Below are 22267 nucleotides of genomic sequence, written 5' to 3' on the forward strand. Positions count from 1 at the left end.
CATGGAGGGCAGGGTCCTCATCCTGGCGCCGCGCGGCCGCGATGCGGTAATCGCCGCGGGCCTGCTGAAGCGCAATGACATCAAAGCCGACGTCTGTGCCGACCAGGCGGCGCTGTTGACGGAATTGCAGGTCGGCGCCGACGTCGTGATGCTGACGGAGGAAGCCTTGGTGATGGCCGATCCCGCCGCGCTGACCGCGTGGGTAGCGGCTCAGCCGACTTGGTCGGATATCCCGTTCGTCGTTCTCGCCAACGGTACCAGGGCACCGCGGACCGCGCCGGCGACGCAGCGTCTGGCCGATCTGGGCAACGTCGTGCTGCTCGAACGACCGCTCCATGCCGAGGCGATGCTGGGCGCGGTGCGATCCGCGCTGAAGGCACGGCACCGCCAATATGAGCTGCGCGACGCCGCCGATACGCTGGAACGCGCCGTCGTCGATCGGACCCGCGATCTGGAGGCCGCACGCGACAGCCTTGAAATCGCGTTGGATGCCGCTGCGATGGGCAGCTGGGATCTCGATCTGGTTACGGGCGAAGCGCGGCGCACGCTGCGCCATGACGAAATCTTCGGTTACACGACGGCGCTTGATCGCTGGGACAAGGACGTTTTCCTCACCCACGTCGATCCGGCGCAGCGGGCCGTGGTGGACAAGGCCTTTGAGGACGCGCTGACATCGGGCTCCCTCGATGTCGAATGCGCGATCACTACCGCGACGGGCGAGAACCGCTGGATCGTGGCGCAGGGGCGGGTCCGCTACGGTGGCGATGGCGCGCCGGTGCGGATGACGGGCGTCATCTCCGACGTCACCGACCGCCGCGAAGCCAATGCGCAACTGGCACAGGCGCAGAAGATGGACGCGATCGGGCAGCTCACCGGTGGCGTCGCGCATGATTTCAACAACCTGCTGACACCGATCGTCGGCAGCCTCGATCTGCTCCGCCGGCGTCACAAGGACGACGATCGAACGCAGCGGATGATCGGCGGCGCGTTGCAGGCGGCCGAACGTGCGGCGACATTGACGCAGCGGTTGTTGTCCTTTGCTCGCCGTCAGGCACTGCAACCGCGCGCCGTGGACGTCGGCGCACTGATCGACGGGATCGTCGATCTGATCCGGCGGTCGCTCGGGCCATCGATCGCGGTCAATCTGGAAATTCCACGTCACCTGCCATCGGCGCGAGTCGATCCGAACCAGCTCGAACTTGCCCTGTTGAACCTCGCGATCAACGCCCGCGACGCGATGCCGGGTGGGGGCAAGCTGGTGATCGGCGTCAGCGAAGTCACCGTCGACGATCGCAACATCGTCGGTCTGAAGGCCGGCGGCTATGTCCGCCTGATCGCCACTGACACCGGCACCGGCATGGATCGCGCCACACTGACCCGCGCCACCGAGCCGTTCTTCTCGACCAAGGGCGTCGGCAAGGGGACGGGCCTCGGCCTGTCGATGATCCACGGTCTCGCCGCTCAATCCGGCGGCACGCTGCGCCTCAGCAGCGAACCCGGTCGTGGCACGGCGGTGGAACTATGGCTGCCCGCCACCGACGAGGCGGCGGCCGGCACTGGCGAGCATAGCGCCGAACCGGTCGCGGCGCGGCGGGCGGCGACGATCCTGCTGGTGGACGACGAGGATCTGGTCCGATCGGCCACCGCCGACATGCTGCGCGATATCGGCTACACGGTTATCGAGACGAATTCCGGAACGCAGGCGCTGAGTGCGATCCGCGCGGGGGCGGAGGCCGACATGCTCGTCAGCGATTACCTGATGCCGGGCATGACCGGCGGACAGCTCATCAACGAAGTGCGCGCATCGGGCATCCGTCTGCCGGCCCTGCTCGTCACCGGCTACGCGGCAGCGGGTGAGGATGTGCCGGCGGACGTCATGCGTCTCGCCAAGCCGTTCCGGCAGGTCGATCTGGCCGCCAAGGTCGACGAACTGTTGCGCACCGCCGCCGTCGGCCGCGCGCGGTTGAAGGTCGTCGACTGAGCCGGCTCAGCGCTCGCGTCCGCCGCCGACCTGTCCCGCCGCGCCCGTCAATGCCAGCGCCACCGCCTCGGCGATCTTGATCCCGTCGACCGCTGCCGACAGGATGCCACCGGCGTACCCCGCGCCCTCGCCGGCCGGATAGAGCCCGGCGGTGTTGACGCTCTGAAAATCGTCGCCCCGCGTCACCCGGATCGGCGATGAGGTCCGCGTCTCGACGCCCGTCAGCACCGCATCGGGATGATCGTAACCGGGAATCTCCCGTCCGAACGCCACCAGCGCCTCCCGCATCGCCGTCACCGCAAAGTCCGGCAGGCAGGCCGCCAGATCGGTCAATTGCACGCCAGGGCGATAGGACGGGATGACGCTGCCCAGCTCAGTCGATGGGCGCCCCGCTAGAAAGTCGCCCAGCCGCTGCGCCGGTGCCTTGTACGTGCCGCCCCCGACCTCGAACGCGCGCGTTTCCCAATGGCGTTGCAGTTCGATGCCGGCCAGCGGATGGTCCGGATAATCACGCGCCGGATCGATGCCGACGACGATGCCCGAATTCGCATTGCGCTCGTTGCGCGAATATTGGCTCATGCCATTGGTCGCGACCCGCCCGACCTCCGAAGTCGCCGCGACGACAGTGCCGCCCGGACACATGCAGAAGCTATAGACCGTTCGCCCGTTCTTGCAGTGGTGCGACAGGCTGTACGCGGCGGCACCCAGATCGGGATGCCCGGCACACGGGCCAAACCGTGCATTGTCGATCCAGCTTTGCGGATGTTCGATGCGGACACCGATCGAGAATGGCTTGGCCTCCAGATACACGCCGCGATCATGCAGCATATGGAACGTGTCGCGTGCGCTATGCCCGACCGCGAAGACGACCGGGCCGGTCTCAATCACCTCGCCGGTCTGCAAGCGAATGCCGCGCAGGCGTCGCGCGCCATCGGCGTCGATTGCGACGTCAAGATCGTCGACCCGGTGTTCGAAGCGGTATTCGCCGCCCAGTGCCTCCACCGTCCGGCGCATGCTCTCGACCATCGTGACCAGCCGAAACGTGCCGATATGCGGATGTGCCTCGGTCAGGATCTCGGGCGGCGCACCGGCTTTCACGAACTCGATCAGCACCTTGCGGCCGAGGTGGCGGGGGTCCTTGATCTGGCTCCACAGTTTGCCGTCGGAGAAGGTGCCGGCTCCGCCCTCGCCGAACTGAACGTTCGATTCGGGGTTCAGCTCGCTACGCCGCCACAGGCCCCAGGTGTCTCTCGTCCGCTCGCGCACCACCTTGCCGCGATCGAGGATGATCGGGCGGAACCCCATCTGCGCCAGGATCAGTCCGGCGAACAGGCCGCAGGGGCCGGCGCCCACCACCACCGGTCGCGGCCCGTCATAATCGGCCGGCGCCCTCGTCACGAAACGGTATCCGGTGTCGGGCGTCGTGTTCACATGCCGGTCGCGCCGGAACCGCGCCAGCACCGGTGCCTCGTTCTTCAGCGTCACATCGACCGAATACACCAGTTGGATATCCATCTTGTCACGCGCATCGTGCGCGCGCCGGGCGATGGTGTAGCGGACCAGATCGCGTGGCGTGATGCGCAGCCGATTGCGGATCGCGGCGGGCAACGCTTCCTCCGCATGGTTCAGCGGCAACTTCAGATCGGTAATACGCAGCATCCGCGGGACTTAGCGCCGCTGGCTCGCAATCGCCATGATCGATCGCGTCACTCGCGCCGATCGGTCGCCTTCGACTCGTCGCGACCCAGCACCTCGGCCAGCGGATCGTCCTCCACGCCCTCCATCCTTGCGCCCGATAGATAGGCCGCACGGCCCAGCAACTGCGCTCCGATCGGCAGGGTGACCAGCAGAAACAGGATAGTTAGCAACCCGGTCGATAACCGCGCCGTCTGGTCGAGCAACAGCACGCCCAGCACGATCAGGCTGGTTCCCAGCGTCCCCGCCTTCGTCGCGCTGTGCATCCGCTGGAACGGATCGGGTAACCGGACAAGGCCGATCGCCGCCACCAGCAAGAACCCGACGCCCAGCGTCAGTATGGCGACCCCGAACACGATCATCGCCCGCCACCTTTTCGTTCCAGAAATACCGCAAAGGCGGCGGTCGCCACGAAGTTGATGAGCGACAGGCCCAGTGCAATATCCAGAAACGCACTGCGCCCCGTCAATACCGCCGTCAGCGCCGAAAACGCCACCGCGACCGCCGTCAGCATGTCGAACGCGACGAACCGGTCGGCGACGCTTGGCCCGCGCACCATCCGCCATCCGGCCAGACCCAGCGCGATGCACAGCGCGACAGACAGGATGGCGGCGACCAGTGGCAGATCGATCACCGTTCCAGCTCCGCGATGTGGCGCTCGTACAGCCGTTTGAACCGCGCAATCGTCGCCGCCGGATCGCGCGTGTCCAACACGTGCAGATACAGGGTGCGGCGATCCTCGGCGACATGCAGGCAGGTCGATCCCGGCGTCAGCGAGGTGAAGCAAGCGAACAACGCCACCGCCCATGGCCGCTCCACCGCCACCGGCACCATCACGATCGCCGGATGCGTCTCGATCCGTGGCGACAGGACCAGCCGCGCCACCGCCAGCGACGAAAGGAACAGGTCCGCGACAAATGTGGCCGCCAGCAGGACGACCGCGACGGCTTTGCGCAGGATGCTCATGAGCCCATCCCCGCCAGCGCATCCGCCGACAGCCGCGCAACATCGAACAGCGGTTCCGGCATCAGTCCGATCGCCAGCGTGGCCGCCGACAGCACCGCCATGCCGGCCAGCATGGCGGCGGGGATTTTGCGTGCCTGTCGTCCGCTCAGGCTCTTCCAGCACGCCTCCGACCAGATCGTTGCCATCGACACGATCGTCAGCATCGCCGCCACCAACGCCGCCATCGCGATCCAGGCGCTGCCGCCGTCGAAGGCGGCGCGGATCACCACCAGCTTCGCCCAGAAACCAGACAGCGGCGGAATGCCGGCCAGCGACAGGATCGGCACCGCGAACAGAAACGCGAACAGCGGATTTGACCGCGTCATGCCGCCGGCCCGCTTCAGATCCCAACTGCCCGTCGCGCGACGGATGACGCCGGCCCCCAGGAACAGATTGGCCTGCACGATCATCGAATGCACCATGTAGAAGACCGCACCTGCCACGCCGTCATGTGTGCCGATCGCCAGCCCGGCCGCCATGTACCCCACCTGCGCCACCACCTGATATCCCAGGATGCGGCGGATATCGCTCTGCGCCAGTGCCGACAGCGCACACAGCACCATCGTCGCCGTTGCCATGACGCCGATCGTCGTCAGCAGCGGCGCGCTGACCGATGCGGTCGCGCCGATGCCGCCGAATACGCCTCCGACGATGATCAGCAGGGCATAAAAGCCCATCTTGGTCAGCAACCCGGCAAACGCCGCCCCCGCCGGCAAAGGGGCCGCCGCGTATGATGCCGGCAACCACGCATGGAACGGAAACAACCCGGATTTCAGCGCGAAACCGCATAGCAGCAGCGTCCCCGCCGCTGCGACCGCCACGCTCGGCGGGCCGCCGTGCAGTTGCGCTGCCAGCGTCTGCAGATCGAGCGTCCCCGCGACGCCATAGATGATGCCGATACCAGCCAGCACGGCGGTCGCCCCGACCATGCCGAACGCGGCATAGCGGATCGCACCGCCGATCTGTGCCTCACGCCGGTCGATCGTGATGAGGCCCAGCGCAGCGAGCAACGCGAGTTCGAACCAGACATACAGGTTGAACAGGTCGGTGGTCAGGAACGCGCCGTTGACCGCGGCCAGCATCGCAAGGCTCATCGCGTCATATCCACGTCGCCGCCGACGTGGGCCGACATCGGCATGGCCGTACAGCGCCACCGCCAGCGCGATAATCGACGCCACCACGACGAGCGCCGCGCCGGGCAAGCGAGCGGCAAACGCAATGCCGATCGCGTCTGGCCAGCCGCCGAACACCACCAGCGCCCCCTGTCCGCCCGCGATCGCGCGCTGGATCAGGGCGATCGCGGCGATCAGCGTCGCGGCGACCATCACGAACCCGGCCGCCTCGCACGCGCGCGGCCGGGTTCGCAGCAAAGCGGTGATCGCCACGCCCAGCAACGGGATGCCGACCGGCGCCAGCAGGATCAGCGGATCACCCATTGTCCGGGTCCAGCAATTCGGGATCATCCGGTTGTTCGGTCGCCTCGACGGTGCGGGCATCCAGCGATCCCGTCGCCCGCCACGCGCGAAGCACCACCGTCGCCAGCACCACGGTCAGCGCGAAGCCGATCACGATCGCGGTGAGGATCAACGCCTGCGCCAGCGGGTCGCCCGCTTCGCCCAGCCGGTCCTGACCCTCGGCGATGATCGGCGGTTGGCGGCTGGAAAAGTCGCCGGCAGTGAACAGCAACAGGTTGACGCCCGTCGACAACAACGCAAGGCCCAACATGATCCGCACGAGATTGCGCGACAGGATCATGTAGATCGCCGCCGCCATGATCGCCGCGACCGCACCTGCATACAGGACGTTCATCGCGCCGCCTCACGCTGCAACCCGAACAGAAACGCCAGTACCGCGCCGACAACGACCATGTACACGCCCAGATCGAACGAGATGGTCGTGCTCAATTTCGGCACCCAGCCATAAGGTTCGGTCCATAATTGCGTCATGAACGCCTGACCGCCCAGCATCCCCGGCAGGCCGCTGATGAAGGCCAGAGCCAGACCGCCGCCGACCAGTGTCGATGGCCGCACGCGCAATGTTCGCTCGGCGGATCGCACGCCTCGCGCCAGCGACAGGATTGCGAACGCCAATGCCGCCGCCAACCCACCGACGAACCCACCACCCGGCTGGTCATGGCCGCGCCACAGGATCACGATCGACGCCACCAGCAGCAGCACGAACAAGTGGCCACTGGCGGCGGCGAAGCTGTAATGCACCGACTGGACGGCATCGTCGCTGTCCCGCTTGCCGGGCCGGACACCCAGCAACGATCCCGCGAGCAGCGCCGCGATGGCTATCACGGCGGTTTCGCCCAGCGTGTCGAATCCCCGGAAATCGACGAGGATCACGTTGACGACATTATGGCCTTTGCCGGCGATGTAACTCATCTGCCCGAACCAGTCGGCGGCTGGCGTGGCGTTCTGCACCGCCGCCATGTCGAGCAGCGCAACGAACATCACGATCCCGAACGAGGCGGCGATGATCCCGTCGGTCCGCCGCTGCGATCCTGACCTCGTCGATTTCACGGACAGCGGTACGATCAGCAACAGGGCGGTCAACAGCACCACGATCAGCGCCTCGACCGCAAACTGGGTGATGGCCAGATCAGGTGCGCCGTTGGTCATGAATGTGATCGCCACCGCGAAACCCGTCAGCCCCACCGCCACCATCGCTGTCAGCAAATTCTTCGCCCGTGCCGCCGCCAGGGCCCCCGCCACGCCGGTCAGTGTCACCAGTATGTCGCCCACCATCGGCCGATCGCCGATCGCGATCCGTGGAGCCGCGCCGATCTGCCACCAGATCGCGATCACCAGCGCGGCGATCACCGCGATCGTCGTCGCCAGATAGCGTCGGAGATCACCATGCTCCACCAGCCGCGTCAGAGCCGCACTGGCACGCAACAGCGTCCGCAACAGGCGTTCCCAAACCCGTTCGATCCCGAATCGTTCGAACCCGCCCTGACGCCGCAACCGCAGATGGATCGCGCGCCAATACCGGACGATCACGAATCCGATCGCCACGACCACGGCACTCAGCGCCAGCATCGGCGTCAGCCCATGCCACACCGCCACGTCTACCTTCACCGGTTGCCGGTACACCGCCGCCACCGCCGGTCGGATCGCGACGCGGGTGATCCAGTCGGGCTCCAGGCTGATGACTAGGCCGGCCAGCGACAACAGCAGCGGCGGCATCGCGACGGAGAAACTTTCGGGATGCTTGATCTCGATCGGATGATCCGCCTTCAAAAAGAACGGATTCAGCGTGATGACGGCGGCGACGCCGACCATCACCGCGTTGACCAGCACGGCGATCGCCAGCGGAACCAGTTCCCAACTGCTCTCCAGTTGCGCCTCGAACAGAAACTCCTTTGAAATGAAGCCCAGAAACGGCGGAATGCCCGCCATCGACAGGCTGGCGCCGGTGCAGGCCAGCGCCGTCAGCGGCAGGGATTTGCGCAACCCCCCCAGCGCGCGGAGACTGCCCAGACCGGTCGAATGCAGCACCGATCCGGCGCAGAAGAATAGCGCCGCCTTGTACAGCGCGTGCGCCAGCAGGAACCCGATCATCGCCACCGTCGCCGCCGGCCCGTCCAGCCCGACCAGCAGCACGAGGATACCGAGCGACGCGATCGTCGAATAGGCGAGTGCCGCCTTGAAACTCTCGGCGCGCAAGGCCTGCGTCGCGGCGACCAGCATCGTGATGCAGGCAACGGTGATGAGCAGCGTGCGCCCCCACCAAACGCCCGCGATCAATGGCTCGAACCGGGCGAGCAGATAGATGCCCAGCTTCACCATGGTCGCCGAATGCAGGTACGACGACGCCGGCGTCGGCGCCTGCATCGCGTTGGGCAGCCAGAAATGGAACGGGAACTGCGCGGATTTGGTGAAGGCGGCGATCAGGATGCCGATGATGATCGGCGTGGCCAGCGGGCTCGCCAGTATCTCCGGCGCCCGGTCGATCGCGCCCGACAGCGAATAACTGGCCAGCACATGCCCGATCATGACCGTTGCGGCGACCAGCGCCAGGCCGCCACCCGCCGTCACCTGCAATGCCATGATCGCGGCGCGGCGCGCACGCGCGCTACGACCGTCGAACCCGATCAGCAGGAACGACAGGATACTGGTCGCTTCCCAGAACACGATCAACACCAGCATGTTGTCGGCCAGCACCGATCCCAGCATCGCCGTCATGAACAACAGGATCAGCGTCAGGAACCGGCTGCGGTCCGGTCGTGACTTGTTGGTCAGGTAGCCGCCCGAATAGATCGTCACCAACCCGCCGATCGCCGTTATCAACAGGCAGAACAGGAACGAGAATCCATCGAGCCTAAGCGTTACGTCCAGCCCCAGCGACGGCGCCCAGCGCCAGCTCTCGCTCCGCACCCAACCGCGCTCGATCACCGGCGCCAGCGCGATGAAAGCGCCCAGCAACCCGAACGGGAACAGCGCGACGACCAGCCCCGCGCCCTTGCCCATGATGCGGGCGACGAGCGGAACGATGCAACTGCCGACGAGCGCAAGGAACAGGATCAGGAGCATAGGGCCCCATCGGTACCAATCATTAACACCGAACGCGCTGCGTCACGATGGGTTCGGACAGGACGATGTTTTTTGCCGGACCGCGCCGACGGGTTCCCGTTCAGCGACCGCTCCGCCGCGCCGCCGGTCGCTGGCGCGGGGCCGCATCGGACTGTCGCCGCACCAGCGTGTAATCGGCGGTGACGTGGCGGGGATGCTCAGGGTCAGCAACACGACCCGCCTTGCGCGCCCGGATCGCGCGGATCAGAAGGTCGACGGCGGTACGCGACATTTCGGTCACCGGCTGGCGGATGGTCGTCAGCTCGGGCCAGATCGTCGTGGCGAGGGCGGTATCGTCGAACCCGCACACGGTCAGGTCGCCCGGCACGTCCAGCCCACGCCTGTGCGCGATGGCGACGGTCGCGGCGGCCATGTCGTCGTTCGAGGCGAAGATCGCGGTCGGCGGATCGGTCAGGTCGAGCAACTGGTCCGCGGCATCCAGCCCGGATCGATAAGTGAACAGACCCTCCGCCACCAGTTCCGGCGCATCGGGCAACCCCAGCTCGGCCAGCGCCCTTCGGTAACCGGTCAACCGTTCGCCGCTGGCGGTCTGGTTGCGGTTGCCGGTGATGAAGCCGATGCGGCGATGGCCCAGCCCGCCCAGATGGCGTGTCATGTCATACGCTGCCTGTTCATCATCGATGCTGACCGCCATCGCCCAATCCGGCGCGCGGCCGGTGGCGACCGCGACGACCAGCACGTCCTGTTTTTCCAGCGCGGCCAGCACGGCGGCGGAATCCGACAGCGGCGGCGGCAGGACGATGCCGTCGATGCGCCCCCTCATCAGATGTTCGATGGCGGTGCCTTCCAGCCCCGCCTCGTCGCATTTCTCGACCACCAGCTGTACGTTGCTGCGGCTTGCCTGATCGAGACTGCCGACCAGAAACTCGCTGAGATAGGCGAAGCTGGGATTGGAATGGAGCAGGCCGATGCGGATTTCCTCGCCCCCGGCCAGCGCACGGGCCGCGGCACTCGGCGCATAGTTCAACTCGGCGATCGCGGTCTGCACGATTTCGCGCGTCTCGTCGCGGACATTGCCCTCGTTATTGATGACGCGCGACACCGTCATCGGCGACACGCCGGCCAGTTTCGCCACGTCGCTGATCGTCGGCGCGTTGCGCTGGCGCCGGGAGGCGCGTGGCTCCTTCATGCAGACCCCTTCCGTCCGGCAGCATGAACTGCCGGACGGGAGTGAGCAAGCTGCACCACGACGCAGATCGTCGCGCAGATCAGCGCGGCGACACCTCGCGCAGGCCGTCCATCCGGCGGGCGACGCCCCATGGATTGCCGTCGCCCAGCGCGGCGGGCAGCAACGACGGCGCCAGGTTCTGGAAGCACACCGGCCGCAGGAAGCGATAGATCGCCAGCGTGCCGACCGACGTGGTGCGGCCGTCGCTGGTGGCAGGGAAGGGACCACCATGCACCATCGCATGGCTCACCTCGACCCCCGTCGGCCAGCCATTGGCGAGGATGCGGCCGACACGGCGCGCGATCACCGGAATCAGTTGCGCGGCATCCGCCTCGTCCGCGGCGTCCATCTGCAACGTCGCGGTCAGCTGGCCTTCCAGCGACGCGATGACGCTGGCGATCTCGGCCATGTCGGCACAGCGGACGACGATCGCCGACGACCCGAACACCTCATGGCCCAGCGCGCGATCGGCCAGGAAGCTGGCCGCATCCGTCTGGAACAGCGCGCCGACCGCCTGATTGACGCCTTCGCCCACGCAACCGCGCGCGACCGTCTTCACCGACTGATGCGCGGCAAGCGCATCGACGCCCTGTTCGAAACTGGCATGAATGCCCGGCGACAGCATGACGGCCGGCTGGCTGCCGGTCATCGCGGTGGTCGCGGCTGCGATGAACGTGTCCAGCGCGGGGCTATCGATCGCCAGTACCAGACCGGGGTTGGTGCAGAACTGGCCCGCGCCCATCGTCAGCGACTGGACGAACGCCGTCGCCATCGCCTCGCCCCGCGCTTCCAGCGCGGCGGGGAACAGGATGACGGGGTTGATGCTCGACATCTCGGCATAGACCGGGATCGGCTGCTCGCGCCCGGCGGCGATCCGCACCAGAGCGAGGCCACCGCCGCGCGACCCGGTAAAGCCCACCGCCTGGATGCGCGGATCGGCGACCAGCGCACCGCCCAGATCGTTGGTCTCACCCGGCAAGTACGAGAACGTACCGGCAGGCAGGCCGGCGTCGGCGACTGCCTTGGCGATCGCGCGCGCTACCAATTCGCCGGTGCCGGGATGCGCCGGATGGCCCTTCACCACCACCGGGCAACCGGCGGCCAGTGCCGAGGCGGTGTCGCCACCGGCGACCGAAAACGCGAGCGGGAAGTTCGATGCACCGAACACCGCCACCGGGCCGATCGCCAGGTTGACGCGGCGCAGGTCGGGGCGGGGCAGGGGCGCCCGATCGGGCATGGCGGGATCGATCGTGGCGTCCAGCCAGTCACCCTGACGCACGACCTGTGCGAACAGCTTCAACTGGCCGACGGTGCGACCGCGCTCACCCTCCAACCGGGCGCGCGGCAAGCCGCTTTCCGCCATCGCACGAACGATCAGGTCGTCGCCGATCGCCACGATCGCATCGGCAATGCCTTCAAGGAACGCGGCCCGATCCTGGGGCGTCGTCGCCGAATAGATCGGGAAGGCGGCATCGGCCAGCGCGCAGGCATCGGCGACCGCGCCGGCATCCGCCGACGAGAAATCGGGCGTCAGCGTCTCGCCGCTCGCCGGATCGATTGCGCTGAAACGCGCCGTCGCCTGGCGTTCGTCGCTGCCGATCAGCATGGCTCCGTCGATCATCACTCACATTCCTTGGTTGTTCTATTGTCGGACAGATAGCGACTGTCGGGCCATTTCGCGACCCCTTGATGACAGATCGCGCTACCAGACTTGAGCGGCGAGCCGCAAGGCCGACTCAGTGAGCGCTCGCTCCCTCCGCGCCGATGCCCGTTTCCGACCGGACGCGCTGTGCCAGATAACCGCTTCGGTCTACCGCCGCCCGGCCGCTGCGATCCAGCGTCGACACCAGCCAGATGACGAAGAACGCCGCCGGGATCGAAAAGATCGCCGGCGAGCCATAGGGATAGATCGGCGCCGCATGACCCAACACCGTCACCCAGATCGCCGGCGACAGGATGGTCAGGCCCAGCGCCAGCAACAGTCCGGTCGCACCGCCCGCCACCACACCGCGCGTCGTGCACCCACGCCACAGCAGCGACAGCAACAGCACCGGGAAATTGGCCGATGCCGCCAGCGCAAAGGCGAGACTGACCATGAATGCGACATTCTGCGATTCGAACAGGATGCCCAGCACGATCGCGATGGCCGCCAGCACCAGTACGGTGATCCGCGATACCCGCAGTTCCTTGGCTGAATCGACCCGGCCGCGCGCGAAGACGCTGGCATACAGATCGTGGCTGACCGCCGACGCGCCCGACAGGGTCAGGCCCGCGACCACCGCCAGGATCGTCGCGAACGCGACCGCAGAAATGAAGCCCAGGAAGATGTCGCCACCCACCGCATGCGCCAGATGGATCGCCGCCATGTTGCCGCCGCCGCGTAATGCGCCGGCCGCATCGAGATAGCCCGGATCGGTCGCCACCAGCACGATCGCGCCGAAGCCGATGATGAAGGTCAGCAGGTAGAAATATCCGATCCACCCCGTCGCCCACAACACCGATGTCCGCGCCGCCTTGGCATCGGGCACGGTGAAGAAGCGCATCAGGATGTGCGGCAGGCCGGCGGTGCCGAACATCAGCGCCATGCCGAGCGAGATCGCCGAGATCGAATCCTTCACGAACCCGCCCGGCGCCATGATCGCACTGCCGGCCTTCGCGGCGGCATCGGGCGTGGCGCCCTTGCCCAGCGCCAGTTGCGTCTTCACCTCCACCGCGCGGGCGAACATCGCCTCGGGCGAAAAGCCGAACTTGGCAAGCACCGCGACCGCGATGAACGTCGCTGCGCCCAGCAACAGCCCCGCCTTCACGATCTGTACCCAGGTCGTCGCGGTCATGCCGCCGAACAGGACATAGAAAGTCATCAGCACGCCGACGATCACGACCGCATAGCTATAGGGCAGGCCGAACAGCAGCCGGATCAACTGCCCCGCACCAACCATCTGCGCGATCAGGTAGAACAGCACGACCATCAGCGTCGATATTGCCGCGAACGTCCTGACCGGCGTCTGGGCGAACCGGAACGATGCGACATCGGCAAAGGTGAAGCGTCCCAGATTGCGCAGCCGCTCCGCCATCAGGAACAACAGGATCGGCCAGCCGACAAGGAAGCCGATCGAATAGATCAGCCCGTCATACCCATCGGTGTAGATCTGCGCGGAAATCCCCAGGAACGACGCCGCCGACATGAAATCGCCAGCGATGGCGAGCCCGTTCTGGAACCCGGTGATGCCACCGCCCGCCGTGTAGAAATCGGACGCCGTCTTGGTCTTGCGCGCCGCCCAGCGGGTGATGCCCAACGTCAGCAGGACGAAGCCCGCGAACATCCCAAGTGCGATCCAGTTGGTCGGTTGCTGCGCGCCGCCGGGCGCGACGGCATGCGCCTGCGCCGCGTCGGCAAGGGCGATTCCGCCTAACGCGGCGACGCCCGTTGTGATGAGCCTCACGCGTCGACCGCGCGCAGCACGGCGGCGAGATCGGCGTCGAACACCCGGTTTGCCCGCCAGACGTACAAAGCCGTCAGCGTGATCGCGAGGATGATGATGCCCAGCCCGACCGGCACGCCCAGCGTCATCGCCCCGCCGGAAATCGACCGGCCCAAAAAGGTGGGATCGAACGCAATCAGCAGGATGAATCCGAAATAGGCGATCAGGATGATGGTAGTCAGCGCCGCCGCGAACCGGTTGCGGGTCCGCGTGAGATGCCGATAGGCCGGTGTCGCGGCCAGTTGCTCCAGCACGTCGTCCTGAACGGTCACGGTCATCCCTTCCCCCTCATTTGTCGGATCACGCTATCCGGTGTGATGGCGGAATGACAGCGCCTTGATGCTTGACCCGCCATCGATTGCTCCGCCATGTCGATGGCACGACTGGGGAGGAATATCCGATGAACGCAACGCTGGCTCGCGGCGTCGCCGTGGGGGCGCTGGCCGGACTGTTGTTCGGTTTCGACACGGCCGTCATCGCGGGGACGACGGCTGGCGTCCGCCAAGCCTTCTCGCTGGACGCGGCGGGCGTCGGCATCACCGTGTCGAGCGCGCTTTGGGGTACGCTGGCCGGCGCCTTGTTGGCGGGGAAGCCCGGCGACCGCTTCGGCGCGCGGGTGTCCTTGCAGGCGATCGCGTTGCTCTACGTCGTATCCGGACTCGGTTGCCTGATGGCGTGGGACTGGGGCGCGTTGCTGCTGTTCCGGGTGATGGCGGGGCTGGCGGTCGGCGCGTCGTCCGTGCTGGCGCCCGTCTATATCGCGGAGATCGCGCCGGCGGAGAAGCGCGGTGCCTTGGTCGGCGCGTTCCAGTTGAACGTCGTGCTGGGTATTCTCATCGCGTATCTCAGCAATTTCTGGGTTTCCAGTCTCGATCTCGGCGACTGGGAATGGCGGGTGAAGTTCGGCGTCACGGCGGCGCCGGCGCTGCTACTGCTCCTGCTGCTCTTCACCATCCCCGACAGTCCGCGCTGGCTGGCCGCGAAGCGTCGTGATGACGAGGCGCTGGACGTGCTGGGGCGGCTGGGCATCGCCGACCCCAGGGCGGAACTGGCGAGCTTCCACCGCAGCGACGAAAGCACGGGCGAGGCGAAGCTGAGCTGGCGGCGGCATCGCAAGCCGATGCTGCTGGCGATCACGATCGCCGCGTTCAACCAGCTGTCGGGCATCAACGCCATCCTCTATTATCTGAACGACATCTTCGCCGCGGCTGGCTTCGACAATGTGTCGGCGGATCGGCAGGCGATCGTGATCGGCGCGGCAAACCTGTTCTTCACCGCGCTGGCGCTGACCGTCATCGACCGGCTGGGAAGGCGGACGCTGCTGTTGATCGGTTCGGTCGGGTTGACTGCGACGCTGGCTGGCACCGCCGCAGTGTTCCTCAGCGGGGTGGGCGAGGAGTGGCTGTTGTGGCTGTTGGTCGGCTTCATCGCGTTCTTCGCCTTCAGCCAGGGCGCGGTGATCTGGGTCTATGTCAGCGAGATATTCCCCACCGAGGTGCGGGCGCGGGGACAGGCGCTGGGATCGTCGACGCATTGGGCGGTCGATGCGGTGATCGCCACCGGCTTCCCCCTGGTTGCCGCCGCCTCGCGCGGGGCGCCGTTCGTGGTGTTCGCCGCGATGATGGCGGCGCAGTTCGTGGTGGTTTTCCTGTTTTTCCCGGAGACCAAAGGAAAGTCGCTGGAGAAACTCGGCAGCGGCCTCTGACGGATCAATTGCGGATCAGCGTGCGGACCAGATCGAGGTCCGCCGGCTTGTCGACATCGACCGCCGCCAGACCGAAGGGCGTCACGACCACCGCCACCTCGACCCCCGCCCGGTGGCCGAGGTGGCGAACGGCGTCGTTCAACGTCAGGCGCCCGGTCAGATAACGCAACAACAGGCCGGGCCCGAGCCGGCGCACGATCCGCCACGGCCGCTTCCGATCCGCCTCGACCTGCGCCCACAGGCCGATCGCGCCGGCGGCGCGGGGGGTGGCGAGCCAGAACAGGTTGCACCCCGACCACGCACCATCGGCGAAGCGCAGATAGGTGCGGCGCGTGCCTGGTGCCGCCGCTTCGATTACGTCCTGCCGTGCCAGCAGCGTCGCCACATCCGTGCCCGGCGGCAGATCGGCGATGAAGCGGTCGATCCATGCCGGCCGCAACAAGGCATGGTCGGCGGTGGTGACGAGCAGGGGCGTCCCCAGCGCCTCCAGCCCGCGCGCCACGCTGCCACTGGGACCGGACGCGGTCGGGATCACGCGCAGGTGCAGCCGGTTCGCCTCGGCAACGACGGCGGCGTCGTCGGCCGACACGGCAACCGTCATTGCGCCGGCCCCGCGCACGGCGACGGCGACGCGGGAAAGCAGCGTCTCGCCGTCCAGGACGATCAACGCCTTGTGCGGCACCCCGGCATATGCGGCAAGCGGGTCGACCGCCCCCGGCCGCGATCCGGCGAGGATCAGCGCAGACCAGGCGTCCGTCATCGCCGCGCCCGCCACACCTGCCAGAACACCGCCGGCGCCGACATGATCGGATGCCGCTCGCGCCACGGCGTCAGTGCCACCTTCACGCCGGTATGCCTCTCCACCTTCCAAAGGCCATAGGCGGCGGCACCGTCGAAGGTGAACGCCGCGCGGATCAGCCGGGCGATGTTGAGCGGCTTGCCCGCGCGGCGGCGGCGGTGCCAGCGGGCCAATATCCGCGCTCGATCCGGCACATCGGGAACGAGCAATGGGCCGTCCTGTGCGAACGCGATGCCACCAGCCTGCCACGCCAGCGGCAGGATCGCTTGATAACGACCCGCACCGTGGTCGAGGATCTGCTCCTCCCGCCCGCTCTTCTCGACGCGTAGTTCGGCGGCATAGGTCTGGCGGAACAGCGCGCGCCAGTAATCGGCGGCGGTCCCCCGCGCCGGCCCCAGCGCGGCGGCAAAGCGTGCGGCGGTCACCGCGGCGGCGGCGATCGCGTGCACCACGTCGGCGCGGGCCTCGTCATCGCGCTGCCAGACAAGTGCTGCAGGCTGCACGAAACGCGTCCAGATCGTCGTATCGATCAACTCGCCCGACGCCGCCGCCCGAAACGTCGCCAGCCGCATCGTCGCGATCTTGGCGCGCAGGGTGATGCCGTCCCGCGTTACTTCACGGTAGCTGACGGTCGGCCACAGCCCGCGTTCCGGCGGGCCGGCGGTCAGTACATAGAAATCGAGCACCCCGTCGAGCGAGCCGATGCGCAGGTTCGATCCATAGAACAGCACCGCCTGCACCGATGGCTCCGCCGCCAGCGTCGCCGCCAGATCGCCCACCTCGATGCGAACCTCGGCATCCAGCGCGGCGGCGACATACGCGTCCAGCGCGTCCATCACGGCCGGATCAATTCCAGATCACGGGGCGATGAAGGAGAGGACCGGCCCTTGCCGTACCGCCAGCTTGCCGCCGTCGAAATGCTCGCCGTCGAGGATGAAGCCATCGTCCAGCGATACTTCGAACGACGCGGTGTCGATATGGTGATACCCGGCCCGCCGCATCCAGTCGGCCTCTGATCCCGCCAGCAACGCCGGAACGGTCAGCATCAGCCGCTTCGGTGGTGCATCGATCACCAACAGCTTCATGCCATCACGCGGTTGCCCGAACGGCTTCAGGCCCAGCGGCAACTGGCGAAGCGCAGACGCGAGCAACAGATAGCGGGGCTTGGAATCGACCGTCCCGCCGGGCAGCTTCAGATCAAGCGGCGTGCCCACGCGCCAGCTGCTTTTCGCGCCGCCGAACATCGTCTGGATCAACGCCCAGCCGAGCGCCAGGCCGACCGCGACGCCGTTGAACGCACCCGCCCGGTGCGTGTGCTGCGCCAGTTCGGTCGCCTTCACGAAGGCACCGGCGCCGAACAGGAATCCGCGCAGCGGCCGCGATCCATCATCGCGCGCGATCTCGACCGGACGACGCTCGACCCTGCGACCGCGCGTCACCGCGGCCAGCGCATCGGCCAGCGTCCAGCCCGACGGGATCCCCAGGTCGATCGCCAGCGCATTGGTCTTGCCCGACGGGATCACCGCGATATCGGGCCACTTGCCCTTCCACACATGCGCGGCGCAGGTCAGCACGTCACGCACCGTGCCGTCACCGCCGTCGATCACCAGCAGGTCGATCTTTCGTTCGGCAAACTCTGCGAGCGTATCAACCAGCGCGGTACGGGTACCGGGTGCGGCAAGCAGGACGCTGTCAACGCCGGGAACGCCCGCTTCATATTCGGCGCCGTGGTTCAGATGACTCTTGGGATTGCAGACGATACCGATGCGCAGCCGACCGACCGCTGCGGCGGTTGGCGCGGCTTTCACCGTCACCGATCGGGCGGAATCCGGTCCGGCAAAGGCGAGAACGCTGGCAGGCGAAAATGACGGCACGTCTACCTCGCTACCGCGAACATGGCAGTGCCGCTACAATTTTGTGACGGAATCATCACGATCACTCCTCAACGCCGGTAACGCATGGCCATGCGGATGGTCGCACCGCCGGCCGGTACGGCAAACCGCGCGGAGGCGAAGGAAGGCAAGCCGATCGAGGTCGGCGCATCGTTGGAAAACCCGAACCCCTCCTTGGGTGCCCACAGGGTACGGTTGAAACTGTGGTCGCCATTCTCGTCGTGATATTGCGCGATGGCGTAATAACCGGGCGGCAGCCAGAAACAGGCGGTGGTCGCCGGCGCGCGGGTCGGCACGCGCGCGCGCAACAGCTTGCCGCCCTTCGCCAGAAAGCGACCCTTGTCGTCCGGATACACGGTGAACGCGACCTCGCCGTCGCCGCTGTGCAGGCCGGTGGCCTGTACCGTCAGCTTCACCGCATTGCCGCCGGGCGTCCCCATACACGACTGCGCGGCCGCCGGGGCGGCAGCTATCACGCCCGAAAGGGCGGCAAGCAGGAACAGGATTTTCATCGAACGCTTCTCTTTGTCGCCGGTGCGAGAACCGACTGAGATAGCGATGTGGGAGTGAACCGCGGCTTTACTGTGGCGAATTGTGGCGGGGAACGCGCGACAGGCGCAGCGCGGCAATCGCCATCAGCACCGCGACCGCCGCCGATCCCACCGTCACTGCCATCGCGACTCCGGTGGCCCCGTACCATGGCGTCAGCATCGCGGTCGCGCCGAACAGCACGCCGACGCCGGCGGCACGGATCGCGAAGACGCTGCCGGCACGCTGCATCGCCGTCATCACCGTATCGACCCCGGTCGTCGCCAGATCGAGACAGCCGGCGACCGACAGCCACAGCAGCACCGGCCACGCGCCACGAAAATCGCGCCCGCCGACCAGGTTCAGCACTGGCTTGCCTGCCACCAGCACCAGCGCCATGATCGCCACCGCCGCCAACCCGCTGCCAAGAAACAGCCGCGACATCAGCCGCGCGAGGAGCGCGGGCGGTGCGTCGCGCAACGTCTTCACCACCTCTGGAAAAGCGGCACGTGAGATCAATTGCGACAATTTCGCCAGCGCCTGCGCGATTTGCGAGGCGAGGCGGAACACGCCCGCCGCCGCCGGCCCCGCCGCCGCGCCGACCAGCAACAGCGGTATCTGCTTGCTCGACAGGCCGAGCGTGGAGCTGGCGTTGGTGCTGAGCGCGAATCGGACGATGCCGGGATGCTCGCGTGCCAGATGCCGCGATCCGCGCCCGCGCCACATCAGACCCAGATCGCCGCTCCGCGCGACCATGAACCAGTATGTCGCGGCGGTCAGCACCTCCGCCGCCGCCCACGCCGCCAGAAACCCTTGCACGGTCGGATGGATCAGCCAAACCCCGATCGCTCCGATAAAGCGCGCGACCGGCGTCACGCTGTCGGCAATGGCGGCCAGCGCAAACCGGTCGCGCAGGCGCAGGATGCCGAGCGGCGTCGATCGGATCGTGACGAGCTGGATGATGACGAAGATCAGCGTCGCCCGCTTCAGCGTCGATCCGATGCCCAGCGCCTCCCCCCACAAATCCAGGATCAGCCAGGCCAGCACGGCCCCGACGATCGATCCCGCAAAATCCAGGATCGCACTTCCCCGGAACAGCCGGGCCAGCGCCCCGTCGTCGCGGGTGGCGAGCGGACTGACGCCATACTGCACGATCACCTGCCAGCTCTGGAACGCGACCAGCGTCGCCAGTGTCTGCGCCGCGCCGGTGATGAGCGCGAACCGGCCGAACCCGACGACGCCCAGCGAGCGTGTGGCGATACCCAGATAGAATAGCGACAGCACCGCCAGCACGCTGCGGCTCGCCAGCAGCCAGCCGAGGTTGCGGGCGGCGGCGCGGAACAGACCGCCCGAACTATCCCCGGACGGCAATGGGGACAATGGGGGAAGCGGGCTCGACATGCGTTTGGCGGGGATTAATCGGCTCGGTCGAATGCGGCAAGAGCCGTGACATGATGGGCACGTCGGCCCTATGCGCGGGCCGTCTCGTTCTGGGAGTATTGCGTCATCTGCGGCATCGCCGGTCTTTATGCACGCGGGCGCGGCGTTGGCGCCGATACCGTGCGCGCGCAATGCGCCGCGATCGTCCACCGCGGCCCGGACGACGAGGGCGTGTTCGTCGATCGCGACTTCGGGTTCGGGATGCGGCGGCTCAGCATCGTCGATCTGGCCGGCGGGCATCAACCGTTCCATTCGCCCGATGGCCGCTATGCCTTGGTATTCAACGGCGAGATCTACAATTTCCCCGCCCTGCGCACCGAACTGGCGGCGATGGGCCGGGTGTTCGACAGCCACGGCGATACCGAGGTCATCCTGGCCGGCTATGAACGCTGGGGCGACGGCATCTGGTCGCGGCTCGACGGGATGTTCGCGGTGGCGGTGTGGGACCGGGCGACCCGCACGCTGACGCTGGCGCGAGATCCGGTCGGGATCAAGCCGCTCTATTATACCGATCAGCCTGCCGGTTTCGCCTTCGCATCGGAACTGAAGGCGCTGACGCTGCTGCCCGGTTTCGCGTTCGACACCGACGAGCGCGGGCTGCTGGACTATTTCCGCTTCGGTCATGTGCGGACGCCGCGATCGATCTATTCACAGGTCAGGACACTGCCGCCGGGGCATGTGCTGACGCTGCCGCCGGCGGGCGAACCGGTGCTGCGCGCCTATTGGACGCCGCGATACGCCACGCCCGAACCGCTGGGCGACGACGAATGGGTCGACCGGTTCCGCACCCGCTGGCTGGAAACAGTGGCCAAACAGATGGTCGCGGATGTCGAGGTCGGCGCGTTTCTGTCGGGCGGCGTCGATTCGTCCGCGGTGGCGGCGGCGATGATGCGGATATCCGATCGTCCGGTCCGCACCTTCACGATCGGCTTTCCCGATCCGCGCATCGACGAAAGCGGCCCGGCCGAGGCGATCGCCCGCGCGCTCGGCACCCGCCACGAAACCCGACGGCTGGAGATGGCGCACGCCCGCGATCTGCTGCCGGCGGTGGCCGCCGCCTATGACGAACCGTTCGCCGACCCGTCGATGGTGCCGACCTGGTATGTCAGCAAGGTCGCCGCCGAACAGGTGAAGGTCGCGCTGTCTGGCGATGGCGGTGACGAATTGTTCTTCGGCTATAAACGCCACGCCACCGAACGCCGGATCGGCAGCCTGCCGGCCCCATTGCGCCATGCCGCCCGTGCAATCGGCGCGATTCCGTCGCTGCCCTCGCGCGCGCTCAACGAACGTATCCAGCGCTGGACGAAAACAGCGGCGAGTGCGGGCCTGCCTAGCGGCGTCGCCCGCTTCTTCGCCAAGACGCAGATCACCGCGGCGGGTTTCCGCTCCCGCGTCTTCACCCCAGATTTCCTCGCCCGCGCCGGTGGCGGAGAGGGCGAGATCGACCGGTTATGCGCGGAATATTTCCCCGATGCCGGCGCCATTTCCGCCGACACGCTCGAACAATTCGGCCTGTGCGACCTCGCGCTCAACCTGCCCGGCGCGATGCTGACCAAGGTGGACCGCGCCAGCATGGCGCATTCGCTGGAGGTGCGGGTGCCGATGCTGGGCCAACCGATGATCGATCTGGCGCTGGGGATGCCGTTGCACATGAAACTGCATGGCCGGGTGGGCAAGCACGTCGTCCGCGAAGCCATCGCGCCATGGCTCCCCGCCGGCATCCTCGACCGCCGCAAACAGGGTTTCCAGATGCCGCTGTCGGCATGGTTCGCCGGCGATTTCGGCCGCTATGCCGAAGAACTATGGCGCGACAGCGGCGCGCGGGGCGAGGGTATCTGGCACGCGACGGCGGTCGACCGGGTGTTCGCCGATCACCGCGCGGGGAAGCGGGACTACAGCCGCTTCCTTTACGCGCTGGCGGTGTATTGTTTGTGGCGGGTCAGGACGGAATCCTCACTGCTCCGCTAGACCCCC

At 67.2% G+C, this 22267-nt stretch carries 19 protein-coding genes; 3 read left to right on the forward strand and 16 right to left on the reverse strand.

What is annotated here, in order from left to right; all coding sequences use genetic code 11:
* Position 1: 1 nt before the first annotated feature.
* On the forward strand, positions 2-1981 hold the full coding sequence (locus ASG67_RS02150) for a PAS domain-containing hybrid sensor histidine kinase/response regulator (protein ID WP_056524587.1): 1980 nt from the start codon (positions 2-4) through the stop codon (positions 1979-1981).
* A 6-nt stretch (positions 1982-1987) separates the two neighbouring features.
* Here ASG67_RS02150 and ASG67_RS02155 read toward each other — a convergent pair whose 3' ends face one another.
* From ASG67_RS02155 to ASG67_RS02205, 11 genes are all read right to left on the reverse strand, one after another.
* Positions 1988-3640, reverse strand: a complete 1653-nt coding sequence (locus ASG67_RS02155; RefSeq protein ID WP_056524591.1) for an NAD(P)/FAD-dependent oxidoreductase — start codon at positions 3638-3640, stop codon at positions 1988-1990.
* A gap of 47 nt (positions 3641-3687) precedes the next feature.
* Complete coding sequence (gene mnhG, locus ASG67_RS02160) at positions 3688-4038, reverse strand: monovalent cation/H(+) antiporter subunit G (protein ID WP_056524594.1); 351 nt, start codon at positions 4036-4038, stop codon at positions 3688-3690.
* Positions 4035-4310 (reverse strand): monovalent cation/H+ antiporter complex subunit F, encoded by a 276-nt coding sequence (locus ASG67_RS02165; protein ID WP_200940697.1) that lies wholly within the window; start codon positions 4308-4310, stop codon positions 4035-4037. Before ASG67_RS02165 ends, mnhG begins: the two co-directional genes overlap by 4 nt.
* Positions 4307-4642: a Na+/H+ antiporter subunit E gene (locus ASG67_RS02170; RefSeq protein WP_056524595.1), complete on the reverse strand. Its 336-nt coding sequence runs from the start codon at positions 4640-4642 to the stop codon at positions 4307-4309. The genes ASG67_RS02165 and ASG67_RS02170 overlap by 4 nt, the downstream gene beginning before the upstream one ends.
* Positions 4639-6117: a proton-conducting transporter membrane subunit gene (locus ASG67_RS02175; protein ID WP_056524598.1), complete on the reverse strand. Its 1479-nt coding sequence runs from the start codon at positions 6115-6117 to the stop codon at positions 4639-4641. Before ASG67_RS02175 ends, ASG67_RS02170 begins: the two co-directional genes overlap by 4 nt.
* Positions 6110-6490: a sodium:proton antiporter gene (locus ASG67_RS02180; RefSeq protein ID WP_056524600.1), complete on the reverse strand. Its 381-nt coding sequence runs from the start codon at positions 6488-6490 to the stop codon at positions 6110-6112. Before ASG67_RS02180 ends, ASG67_RS02175 begins: the two co-directional genes overlap by 8 nt.
* Positions 6487-9219: a hydrogen gas-evolving membrane-bound hydrogenase subunit E gene (gene mbhE / locus ASG67_RS02185; RefSeq protein ID WP_056524603.1), complete on the reverse strand. Its 2733-nt coding sequence runs from the start codon at positions 9217-9219 to the stop codon at positions 6487-6489. Before mbhE ends, ASG67_RS02180 begins: the two co-directional genes overlap by 4 nt.
* A 100-nt stretch (positions 9220-9319) precedes the next feature.
* Positions 9320-10408 (reverse strand): LacI family DNA-binding transcriptional regulator, encoded by a 1089-nt coding sequence (locus ASG67_RS02190; protein WP_056524605.1) that lies wholly within the window; start codon positions 10406-10408, stop codon positions 9320-9322.
* 79 nt (positions 10409-10487) lie between these two features.
* Positions 10488-12068 carry an aldehyde dehydrogenase (NADP(+)) gene (locus ASG67_RS02195; protein ID WP_056524608.1) on the reverse strand — a complete coding sequence of 527 codons (1581 nt, stop codon included), beginning with the start codon at positions 12066-12068 and terminating at the stop codon, positions 10488-10490.
* A 115-nt stretch (positions 12069-12183) separates the two neighbouring features.
* Positions 12184-13881, reverse strand: coding sequence for a cation acetate symporter (locus ASG67_RS02200; protein ID WP_082543309.1), 1698 nt, complete (start codon positions 13879-13881; stop codon positions 12184-12186).
* A gap of 5 nt (positions 13882-13886) precedes the next feature.
* Positions 13887-14207 carry a DUF485 domain-containing protein gene (locus ASG67_RS02205; RefSeq protein ID WP_056524611.1) on the reverse strand — a complete coding sequence of 107 codons (321 nt, stop codon included), beginning with the start codon at positions 14205-14207 and terminating at the stop codon, positions 13887-13889.
* 122 nt (positions 14208-14329) lie between these two features.
* Here ASG67_RS02205 and ASG67_RS02210 point away from each other — a divergent pair, with 122 nt between their 5' ends.
* A complete protein-coding gene (locus tag ASG67_RS02210) occupies positions 14330-15634 on the forward strand; it encodes a sugar porter family MFS transporter (protein WP_056526309.1) in 1305 nt (434 codons plus the stop codon).
* 4 nt (positions 15635-15638) lie between these two features.
* Here ASG67_RS02210 and ASG67_RS02215 read toward each other — a convergent pair whose 3' ends face one another.
* The 5 genes from ASG67_RS02215 to ASG67_RS02235 form a co-directional block, all read right to left on the reverse strand.
* Entirely contained in the window at positions 15639-16394 is a 756-nt protein-coding gene (locus ASG67_RS02215) for a nucleotidyltransferase family protein (RefSeq protein WP_056526312.1), read from the reverse strand.
* Entirely contained in the window at positions 16391-17269 is an 879-nt protein-coding gene (locus ASG67_RS02220) for a hypothetical protein (RefSeq protein ID WP_056524614.1), read from the reverse strand. The genes ASG67_RS02215 and ASG67_RS02220 overlap by 4 nt, the downstream gene beginning before the upstream one ends.
* A gap of 21 nt (positions 17270-17290) precedes the next feature.
* A complete protein-coding gene (locus ASG67_RS02225; protein WP_082543248.1) occupies positions 17291-18307 on the reverse strand; it encodes a diacylglycerol/lipid kinase family protein in 1017 nt (338 codons plus the stop codon).
* Between the two features lie 68 nt (positions 18308-18375).
* Positions 18376-18837, reverse strand: a complete 462-nt coding sequence (locus ASG67_RS02230; protein WP_056524621.1) for a DUF2141 domain-containing protein — start codon at positions 18835-18837, stop codon at positions 18376-18378.
* Between the two features lie 67 nt (positions 18838-18904).
* Positions 18905-20254 carry a lipopolysaccharide biosynthesis protein gene (locus tag ASG67_RS02235; RefSeq protein WP_056524623.1) on the reverse strand — a complete coding sequence of 450 codons (1350 nt, stop codon included), beginning with the start codon at positions 20252-20254 and terminating at the stop codon, positions 18905-18907.
* Positions 20255-20368: 114 nt separating this feature from the next.
* Between ASG67_RS02235 and asnB the strand changes: the two genes are divergently transcribed.
* Positions 20369-22261 carry an asparagine synthase (glutamine-hydrolyzing) gene (gene asnB / locus ASG67_RS02240; RefSeq protein ID WP_082543249.1) on the forward strand — a complete coding sequence of 631 codons (1893 nt, stop codon included), beginning with the start codon at positions 20369-20371 and terminating at the stop codon, positions 22259-22261.
* Positions 22262-22267: the final 6 nt, after the last annotated feature.

Origin of the sequence: Sphingomonas sp. Leaf339 (assembly GCF_001426195.1) — a bacterium.
Lineage (GTDB): Bacteria > Pseudomonadota > Alphaproteobacteria > Sphingomonadales > Sphingomonadaceae > Sphingomonas.

Excerpts from the sequence above, each read along its gene's own strand:
- ASG67_RS02180 (WP_056524600.1), bottom strand. The coding sequence starts at position 6,490 with ATGAACGTCCTGTATGCAGGTGCGGTCGCGGCGATCATGGCGGCGGCG.
- ASG67_RS02210 (WP_056526309.1), top strand. The coding sequence starts at position 14,330 with ATGAACGCAACGCTGGCTCGCGGCGTCGCCGTGGGGGCGCTGGCCGGA.
- mbhE (WP_056524603.1), bottom strand. The coding sequence starts at position 9,219 with ATGCTCCTGATCCTGTTCCTTGCGCTCGTCGGCAGTTGCATCGTTCCG.
- ASG67_RS02230 (WP_056524621.1), bottom strand. The coding sequence starts at position 18,837 with ATGAAAATCCTGTTCCTGCTTGCCGCCCTTTCGGGCGTGATAGCTGCC.
- ASG67_RS02215 (WP_056526312.1), bottom strand. The coding sequence starts at position 16,394 with ATGACGGACGCCTGGTCTGCGCTGATCCTCGCCGGATCGCGGCCGGGG.
- ASG67_RS02175 (WP_056524598.1), bottom strand. The coding sequence starts at position 6,117 with ATGGGTGATCCGCTGATCCTGCTGGCGCCGGTCGGCATCCCGTTGCTG.
- ASG67_RS02195 (WP_056524608.1), bottom strand. The coding sequence starts at position 12,068 with ATGATCGACGGAGCCATGCTGATCGGCAGCGACGAACGCCAGGCGACG.
- ASG67_RS02220 (WP_056524614.1), bottom strand. The coding sequence starts at position 17,269 with ATGGACGCGCTGGACGCGTATGTCGCCGCCGCGCTGGATGCCGAGGTT.
- ASG67_RS02150 (WP_056524587.1), top strand. The coding sequence starts at position 2 with ATGGAGGGCAGGGTCCTCATCCTGGCGCCGCGCGGCCGCGATGCGGTA.
- ASG67_RS02235 (WP_056524623.1), bottom strand. The coding sequence starts at position 20,254 with ATGTCGAGCCCGCTTCCCCCATTGTCCCCATTGCCGTCCGGGGATAGT.
- ASG67_RS02190 (WP_056524605.1), bottom strand. The coding sequence starts at position 10,408 with ATGAAGGAGCCACGCGCCTCCCGGCGCCAGCGCAACGCGCCGACGATC.
- ASG67_RS02170 (WP_056524595.1), bottom strand. The coding sequence starts at position 4,642 with ATGAGCATCCTGCGCAAAGCCGTCGCGGTCGTCCTGCTGGCGGCCACA.
- ASG67_RS02205 (WP_056524611.1), bottom strand. The coding sequence starts at position 14,207 with ATGACCGTGACCGTTCAGGACGACGTGCTGGAGCAACTGGCCGCGACA.
- ASG67_RS02155 (WP_056524591.1), bottom strand. The coding sequence starts at position 3,640 with ATGCTGCGTATTACCGATCTGAAGTTGCCGCTGAACCATGCGGAGGAA.
- mnhG (WP_056524594.1), bottom strand. The coding sequence starts at position 4,038 with ATGATCGTGTTCGGGGTCGCCATACTGACGCTGGGCGTCGGGTTCTTG.